We start from the raw sequence: 7,877 nt of genomic DNA, 5'->3' as shown, positions 1-7,877 counted from the left end.
CGTGCTTCGTGCTTCGTGCTTCGTGCTTCGTGCTTCGTGCTTCGTGCTTCGTGCTTCGTGGCAATTGTGAATGCTAAACACCCAATTTAGTCAAGTGGCCCCATATAAATAAATGAAGATGGATGCGCTGGATGGGTGCCCAGTCCGATCACATCGCCTGGGCGTGGGATTTGCATTTTCGGAACGAGCGTCTCCATTGTGTGCGAATAACGAGAGCCGCTATTTTCGACTACATCCATCGTCAACAATACAATCGGGTCGAAATTAACCAGCTTGCCCGTATCCTTTACCGATACGATCGTTCCCATTGCTGTGATCGCTACACTTCCAGAAGCTGCGGCTTGCATCTGCTTGGCTGCTTCCAATCCGTCACTCATTTGCTGTCGCTGTTCCTTGGGAACCAGACCCTTGATCAGCATACCGCTTAATCCTTTATTCAATGCAGCATCGGCTTGCTGTAATCGGTCAGTTGGCTCGGATTTCTTTTTGAAAAATTTCATCATTGGTGACACGCTCCTCTAAATTTGTATGGTACTTCGTTACAATATGGAATCGATCGTATACGGTAGGATCGATGAATCGTTGTTGCTTATTTTTATTATAAAAAACAGCGCTGGATAGCCACAATAGATTTGGACACATACAAAAAAGCAGGCAAAATGCCTGCTTGAGTGTACGAAAATCGATCTTTTTTTATTATAAAAAGGGTCTTGCGGCAAATAAATCGGGAGATACATCCGTTTAAAGCTTGTAGGATTGGCTGTGTATTGTGCGTTTAGGCTCAAATGGGGGAGAATTTTCTCCACAAAAATGTCGGATTGATACAATTTTGTATTGGATTCAGATGCAATTGGAGGTTACGTATTCGCTAATTGACCGATTGTATGCAGCTATAATCGATTATAGACAGCTACACTTGCACGAAATGATAACCTTTCAATCCCTATACTTATGTCTATCCTGTATCCTGATCTGAATTTACGTTCAACTTCGCATTTACTTTCACTTTTACTTTTAATTCTCTTGTACCTTCGTTCCTAATCGCCAATGTATTTCCGACTCCCTTACCGTGTCCACGCAATTATGCATGACGCAGCAAATACACCAGCTTGCGATAATACAGCGCCGCATCCTTATAACGCCGCTGCTCCTCTGCCACTGTTGCCAATCCCTCATACAGCACACCTAGCCGATCCTGCTGACGAATCCCTTCAAAATACGGCAAGCATTGCAGTGCCTGCTCGACAAACGAATCATGCTGCCCCGAAGATAACGAGAGCTGACTTTCATAAAAAAAGAGCGCCATCTGCTGATCGATCGCCAGTGTGCAGACTCGTAGCTTTTCCAGCAACGGTATAAGCGCTCCCCAGTCCTTACGCGCCAGAGCCATTTCGCAATGATATACCAGCAATGTCGGTTCCCATTGTTGCTGCGTCTCTTCTGGCTGCATCTGTATGATCTGCCGAAAGCGATCAAGCTCCTGCTGTGCCTGCTCCAGCTCACCGCTCCGCGTAAGCATAATGATGCGGTTATTCATAATTGCACTTAATGTATCGCTCTGATGCTGAGCGTGAACGAGATGCGCTTCAGCCATTGCCAGCGCGGTTAATGCCTCCTGCGTCCATTCCATCGAAAAGCAATAGCCGCTGTACAGCACATACAGACCGGAGAGCCGATGGAACAGGCGTTGCTCATAAATATGGGTGGTGATCTTTTCAAAAGACGACTTGGCTTGTTCAAATTGTCGAGTATGTACGTACGCTTCCAATCGAATCTGCTGCGCCGTCAGCCATGTCTCACTGCCTTGATCCAGCAAAGGCAGCCACAATTCCAGCTGATACAACACATCATGATACTGGCCCAGCGAACGAAAATGCTGGATTTTATAAAACAATAACGCTTTATGCAGAGGCACAGGCAATTGAAGCTGATCCGGTCGTCCAAAATGCTCCAGATAAAAGTTCAAATACGATTGATGCACATACTGATAAGCATCAGTATCGTTCAGCTGCTGGTAATAGGTCGCTTTCATCAGAGCAGTTGTTAATTCAACCGTCAGTGTAGGGTGACGATCCGGCAGCTCGTTCACCTGCTGCTCAGGAATCGACGATGCCTGTGCCGATAGCATGTCGAAAATACGCTCTGCTTCCTGCAATGTAGATGTATCCGTAAGATCAGTTTGAGCAATATAGTCCGCATCCACGCCGAGTCGCTGCGCCATCGCTTCCGCCAGATCCTCCGGCAGCGCGTAACGACCGGCAAGAATATTGGAAAAGTGAGCCTGCGTTACCAGACCGTCGGTTAGCTCTTTGCGAGATAACTGCTTTTTGTCGCACAAATATTGAATTCGTTCTTTTAGCATACCTATGACTCCTTTCGGCATTGCTCGTGTACATTCTCCTGTGTGGGTATGGTGTGTACTATGGATCAATCGGCTTCGATATCCCAATTGAGATCACCAGCTTCACGAGCTACAGATGACAATAATTTGCAAAGGGATATAGCACAGATTGATACAGGAGATTGGCAAGTCCAATTATAGGGAAATGTACACAGCAACTCAAATGAAGCGCTAACGAGCAACCATTTCAATTCCGAAAGGAGCCTGTACAAGTAAAGAGCAAACGGGTACTTCAACCTTCAACCTTCAACCTTCAACCTTCAACCGAGTATTGTAAGGATGTTTTTCAGAAGTGCAACTACAATCGCTGGGCAATTGCTTTTTTCAAATGCTTTGCCGCCTCCGCAGGTGCAGCTGCCGCTGTAATAGCCGAGATGACTGCTACGCCGTCTGCACCATCATGTATTACCGGAGCAGCATTATGCTCATGGATTCCCCCAATGCCCACCAGCGGAATCGTCAGACCCGAGCGGCGAACCTGTTGGATCACTTCGGTACCTCGTACAGGCTCGGCATCGTCCTTGGAGCTTGTCGGGTAAATAGGCCCGATACCGAGATAATCTGCACCGGCGGCGATAGCACGGCTCGCTTCTTTGAGCGAATGGGCAGAGACACCGACGATTTTGTTAGGGCCAAGACGCTGGCGTATCCATTCTGCGGGTTCATCATTTTGTCCGACATGTACTCCGTCCGCATCCAACTCCAGCGCCAGCTCCAGATCATCATTAACGATAAAAGGAATCTGGTGCTTGTGGCAAATGTCCTGCAAGCGACGTGCCAGCTCCACATACTCCTGACCGCACAATGCTTGCTTCCCCTTTTCTCGATATTGAAATAGGGTAATGCCGCCAGCGATGGCCTGCTCCAGCACCTGATCAGGGGCTTGGCGGCAATTCACGCTGCCCATCACAAGATACAGCGGCATGCGTGAGCGAATCCAATCGATACGTGCCGCTGTGCCATTCGCAGGCAGCAGCGAACCTGTAGCATTACGCTCGTGAGTCGAATCGCCGCCAGCCAGATCGATACGCTGCGACTGTGTTTCTGACTGTATATCTGACTGTACATCAGGACGGTCACCATCAGTCGCACGCTGTTCATTGTCATGGGTAAATGAACGATAGCGATTAGCGCCATCGAAAAATAGGGACGAGTTCATCGCACAGCCCTCCTTTGTCGATATGCAAAATGATTCGTTGGCCCATGCACCGAGCCAATCCCGAGTCCATCCTCAATCGCTGCATGCACGAATGCTTTGGCAGTTTGTACAGCTTGCAATAATCCGTTGCCTTTCGCCAGCTCAGCGGTCATCGCTGCCGAATAGGTACAGCCCGTTCCATGCGTGTGTGGCGTATCTACACGCGGATATTCTACATAATGAAACTGCTTGCCATCGAACAGCACATCCATAGCCTGCGGCGTAGATGTATCGTGTCCACCTTTGATCACAGCGGCGCGTGCGCCCATTTGCACCAGCTGGCGTGCCGCTTGCTCGCGTTCCTTCAGCGTATGGATCGTACTACCTGTTAATAGCTCGGCTTCTGGCACATTAGGCGTAATGACTGCCGCCAGTGGTAGCAGCTCTCGAATTAATGCTTGGATCGCCTGTTGTTGTAGCAGCACAGAGCCACCTTTGGCTACCATAACAGGATCAATGACTAATGTGTTCCATTGATACTGCCGCACTGCGATAGCGACTTCATGAATAATATCGGCGCTGAACAGCATGCCTGTTTTGATCGCAGCGGGCTGAAGATCGTCGCCAATCGAATGTAGCTGGGTCACGACACCTTCTAACTCGATTGGATAGACGCCCTGCACACCGGCTGTATTTTGCGCGGTAATTGCTGTAATGACCGACATGCCATACACGCCCAGCTCCTGAAATGTTTTTAAATCGGCTTGAATCCCTGCTCCGCCGCCACTATCTGAGCCGGCAATCGTTAATGCTTGTGGAATATGCATTCTTTTCTGCTCCTTTGCTATCGTGGATGGATTGGAGACGTTCCCCGGTATAGCCATTCAATGCTTCGTTTCATGTGCTGGATAGATGTGACGCTGAATACGACAATGCTCGTTCACCTGCTCCGGTGTAATCGTGGATAAACGGTTCAAAAATGCCGTTTGAAAGCTACCTGTTCCCTGTCCACCTGCATCAACCACGGCTAGCTCGGCGGCCAGTCCATAACAAGCCACAGCCTCAGTAACTGCTTCCAGACGCCGCTCGGCATCCTGTACAACCGCAGCAAATGCAGCGACGACCGAGCTGAGTAGACAGCCCGTTCCGGTCACTCGGGTCAGCAGTATATGACCATTCGTTACTATGTTCAGCTGTGTGCCATCGGTTAGGATATCCTGCTCGCCTGTGATGACAACGATACAGCCTAGCTTACGCGCCGCGCGCAGGGCAAGCTCCTTTCGATCACCCGCTCCACCGCCAGCATCTACGCCCTTGATCTGCCAATTCTCGCCGATCACATGAGCGACCTCCGCTACATTGCCTCGTACGATATCGACCTTCACCTCAGCCACAATCTCCAGTGCCGCGGCGGTACGATACGCCGTTGCTCCGGCACCGACTGGATCGAAGATAACAGGCACTCCAGCACGATTTGCCGCCTGCCCTGCCAGCTTGATCGATTGCACGGTATACGGATCAAGTGTGCCGATATTCAGCATGACTGCCCCCGCCATCGCCGCTACATCTTCCACTTCTTCATGCGCATACGCCATAAAAGGGGACGCTCCCAGCGCCAGCAATCCATTCGCTGTAAAGTTCGTCACCACCACATTCGTAATATTGTGAACGAGTGGATTCCTATTCCTTACCTGCTGTAAAATGGACATTTCTTTCGCCTCCCGATGTCATTTCTAGACTTGTATGATGCTTCGATGCATAACAAAAAAACCCACCGATCTCCCAAAAGAGAAAGGTGGGTCGTATTCGTCCATTTATCTATAAAACAGCACTCATCATGATGAGTCTGCTCCATATGTTTGAATGAATAGTCGTCTTCCACTTCCCTCCGCTGGTATGATCCAGATCAGGTTCCAAGGGTCCGAATATCGCATTCGTCTCAGCCATCAAGGCTCCCCTAGTGAAATTGCTACCGTACAATGCCGCTTGTAAGCTTATCCTGCATTGTCGGTTCAAGATGAGTATTTAATTTCAAGTTATAGTATAACTCTGCACACAACTGTATTGCATATAGATGGAATATACATGTAGCACAGATGTATGCATTACAGAGGCAACCACCAATCGATATCGATCGATGCTGCCGCCCTGTTTTCTTACCATACCACGGCTATCGCGCTTTGGCAAAGTCCTTGCTTCTCGATGGGCTCTGCGATTGATTTACAACTACTAGATCAGATCATCCAGTGCTGCCACTGCGTCTGTGCAGCCGAGCGCTCCGATAGCCATGTGCATGTATGCTCCAGCAGCTCGCGGCGATGCGGGCCTGACGAATACGTATGATCCGCCTGGAAAATAATCTCCTTATCACAGCGACCCTCGCTACGTGTCCATAGCTCCTTTTGATACAAAAAGGCATAGTCGACCGGAATCACATCATCGCCTGTTCCATGAATGACGAGCACATCGCCCTGAAAGCGACGTACCTCCTGAAATGGCTGAAAATGACCGAGCGATTCAAAATACTCCGGCGCAAAGCCATATCCCAGATAATCAGCCTCGCCCTCCAATACCGCCTGATCATACGTTTCTCTACCGACAATTTTGACGATATCATTAAATGGATGACCAACCGGCGACCACAGCACCAGATGATTCACACGGCGATCACGTACCGCCGTCAAAATAGCTACCGCACCGCCCAGACTATGCCCCAGCAGCGTCACACGAGTCGGATCAATATCATTGCAGTTCATCACATAATCCAAAATCGTACGCGTCTGCTCGACCATCGATTCCAGTCCCTGTTGACCGTATTCGCCTGTGCTCTCTCCGCAGCCTGCATAATCGAAGCGTACGACCATATAGCCTTCGTTAGCGAGCTTACGTGCACTTTTGACAAATAGGCGGTCCGTACCGATCCGGTTGCCAACAAATCCATGACAGATCACGATCAGTGGAGTTCGACCCTTTCCTTTGCCTTCCGGCTTATGGTCTGCAACCGGATAATGTATGCTCGCAGCCAGATCAACCTCATGATGACGAATCGTAATATTGCGTTCCATAATGAACTCCTCCTTAAAAGGGGTGATTTTCATGCAATGCGTATCCTGTATTCCCGTGTTAAGCGATGCCAATGTGTTGCCAGCTATTGTGGGACTTTGCTCCTGCATGCTAACGATGTATGATGGAGCATAATAACGTATATAAACGACGTATCTATTTAAATTTAAATAATTCCGATAAGTTTAGTGAGTATTATAATAAACTTATAGTATCACTGCCTCAGAGCAATTGTCAATCTGATGGAAGTGTGTCAAAATAGGAATTTCCGATAGATGTGCAGTAGAGTCTATTTCTCGTGCTATTGTCCTGCTTGCTCTGCCCCAGTTAGCTGGCTATCCAAGCATAGCAGAGCGGGGTAATAACAAGTAGATAGACTTTAATGACCGGATTATGAGTAGGTTGCCTGGCACGTATGTCTTCATACCGACACCAATGCGAAAGGGGAAATGACGATGAGTACAGTACGTCATCTGGTACGGGATATTAATGTAATCCGTGACCAGCTTAATCAAGAAAATCTGAGCTATTATGACGATGTGATCGTGCATGTGCGCGATGCTCGTATCGAGCGTCAATCTAGCGAGGAGCTACTGCTGGAGATGGGGCAGCATCTGCTGGACGCTCAACAGCGCGGCCAGTCGGCCGAGCAATTATTTACCAAGGATTCGGACTCGTATGCTGGACAGCTCATCGAGAATTTGCCAGAACGCAGACAGCTTAGCAAGCCGATGTATTATCTGATGATCGTCTGGGTAGCGCTCACCTGGGTGTTTTTATTGCAAGCGTTAGCAGGCTTTTTCAAAATTAGTATTAGTGGTACAGGTGTCGTAGGCGAGATTAGCCTGTCTACCCTCGTGCTTGTCGCTGTAGGAGCAATTGTGCTCGTTGAACTCGTCATGCGTGTAGCCAATCAGCCTGTCGAGAAAAGCGATCTGGATCGTCCGCGAATGCAGATTAATATGCGGTCGGTGATGACGTATTTGATCATTCTGGTCGCTATTATTGTAGTAGGCAACTACTTACGTCGTATCATGCCTGTCGTCGTCATCTCCCCATGGATCAGTCTGGGGCTATGTGCGATTGGTATTCTGGGACAAAAATTCATCTTCATGCGCCGCTGAATCGATATCCCTGTGAGTGGATTCAAACGAAAACAGTCATTGACCGATGTGCTACATCTGTAGCCGCGGACGATGACTGTTTTTTGTTGGCGTTGGCGTTGGCGTTGGCGTTGGCGTTGGCGTTGGCGTTGGCGTTGGCGTTGGCGTTGGC

At 48.9% G+C, this 7,877-nt stretch carries 7 protein-coding genes and 1 riboswitch; of the genes, 1 reads left to right on the top strand and 6 read right to left on the bottom strand.

Annotation, left to right across the window (positions count from 1 at the left end; translation table 11 throughout):
• Positions 1–86: 86 nt before the first annotated feature.
• The 6 genes from IEX62_RS21870 to IEX62_RS21845 form a co-directional block, all read right to left on the bottom strand.
• Complete coding sequence (locus IEX62_RS21870) at positions 87–503, bottom strand: hypothetical protein (RefSeq protein WP_188778263.1); 417 nt, start codon at positions 501–503, stop codon at positions 87–89.
• A 578-nt stretch (positions 504–1,081) separates the two neighbouring features.
• Positions 1,082–2,362, bottom strand: coding sequence for a helix-turn-helix domain-containing protein (locus IEX62_RS21865; protein ID WP_188778261.1), 1,281 nt, complete (start codon positions 2,360–2,362; stop codon positions 1,082–1,084).
• A 337-nt stretch (positions 2,363–2,699) separates the two neighbouring features.
• The gene (gene thiE, locus IEX62_RS21860) at positions 2,700–3,560 is read right to left on the bottom strand and encodes a thiamine phosphate synthase (RefSeq protein WP_308422665.1); all 861 of its coding nucleotides are present in this window, start codon (positions 3,558–3,560) and stop codon (positions 2,700–2,702) included.
• A complete protein-coding gene (gene thiD / locus IEX62_RS21855) occupies positions 3,557–4,366 on the bottom strand; it encodes a bifunctional hydroxymethylpyrimidine kinase/phosphomethylpyrimidine kinase (protein ID WP_188778259.1) in 810 nt (269 codons plus the stop codon). The genes thiE and thiD overlap by 4 nt, the downstream gene beginning before the upstream one ends.
• Positions 4,367–4,423: 57 nt before the next feature.
• The gene (gene thiM / locus IEX62_RS21850) at positions 4,424–5,248 is read right to left on the bottom strand and encodes a hydroxyethylthiazole kinase (protein ID WP_188778257.1); all 825 of its coding nucleotides are present in this window, start codon (positions 5,246–5,248) and stop codon (positions 4,424–4,426) included.
• Positions 5,249–5,405: 157 nt separating this feature from the next.
• A riboswitch (TPP riboswitch) is annotated at positions 5,406–5,508 on the bottom strand.
• A 265-nt stretch (positions 5,509–5,773) separates the two neighbouring features.
• The gene (locus IEX62_RS21845) at positions 5,774–6,604 is read right to left on the bottom strand and encodes an alpha/beta hydrolase (RefSeq protein WP_188778255.1); all 831 of its coding nucleotides are present in this window, start codon (positions 6,602–6,604) and stop codon (positions 5,774–5,776) included.
• Between the two features lie 453 nt (positions 6,605–7,057).
• Between IEX62_RS21845 and IEX62_RS21840 the strand changes: the two genes are divergently transcribed.
• Entirely contained in the window at positions 7,058–7,726 is a 669-nt protein-coding gene (locus IEX62_RS21840) for a DUF1129 family protein (RefSeq protein WP_188778253.1), read from the top strand.
• Positions 7,727–7,877 lie beyond the last annotated feature (151 nt).

Origin of the sequence: Paenibacillus hunanensis, assembly GCF_014645615.1 — a bacterium.
GTDB classification, from domain to species: domain Bacteria; phylum Bacillota; class Bacilli; order Paenibacillales; family Paenibacillaceae; genus Saccharibacillus; species Saccharibacillus hunanensis.
Note: the sequence above shows the minus strand (reverse complement) of the source record. Positions and strands in the feature narration are given on the sequence as shown.

What these genes read in the sequence shown, in the direction of transcription:
- thiD (WP_188778259.1), bottom strand. Translation starts at nt 4,366, where the DNA reads ATGCATATTCCACAAGCATTAACGATTGCCGGCTCAGATAGTGGCGGC.
- IEX62_RS21865 (WP_188778261.1), bottom strand. Translation starts at nt 2,362, where the DNA reads ATGCTAAAAGAACGAATTCAATATTTGTGCGACAAAAAGCAGTTATCT.
- thiE (WP_308422665.1), bottom strand. Translation starts at nt 3,560, where the DNA reads ATGAACTCGTCCCTATTTTTCGATGGCGCTAATCGCTATCGTTCATTT.
- IEX62_RS21870 (WP_188778263.1), bottom strand. Translation starts at nt 503, where the DNA reads ATGATGAAATTTTTCAAAAAGAAATCCGAGCCAACTGACCGATTACAG.
- IEX62_RS21845 (WP_188778255.1), bottom strand. Translation starts at nt 6,604, where the DNA reads ATGGAACGCAATATTACGATTCGTCATCATGAGGTTGATCTGGCTGCG.
- thiM (WP_188778257.1), bottom strand. Translation starts at nt 5,248, where the DNA reads ATGTCCATTTTACAGCAGGTAAGGAATAGGAATCCACTCGTTCACAAT.
- IEX62_RS21840 (WP_188778253.1), top strand. Translation starts at nt 7,058, where the DNA reads ATGAGTACAGTACGTCATCTGGTACGGGATATTAATGTAATCCGTGAC.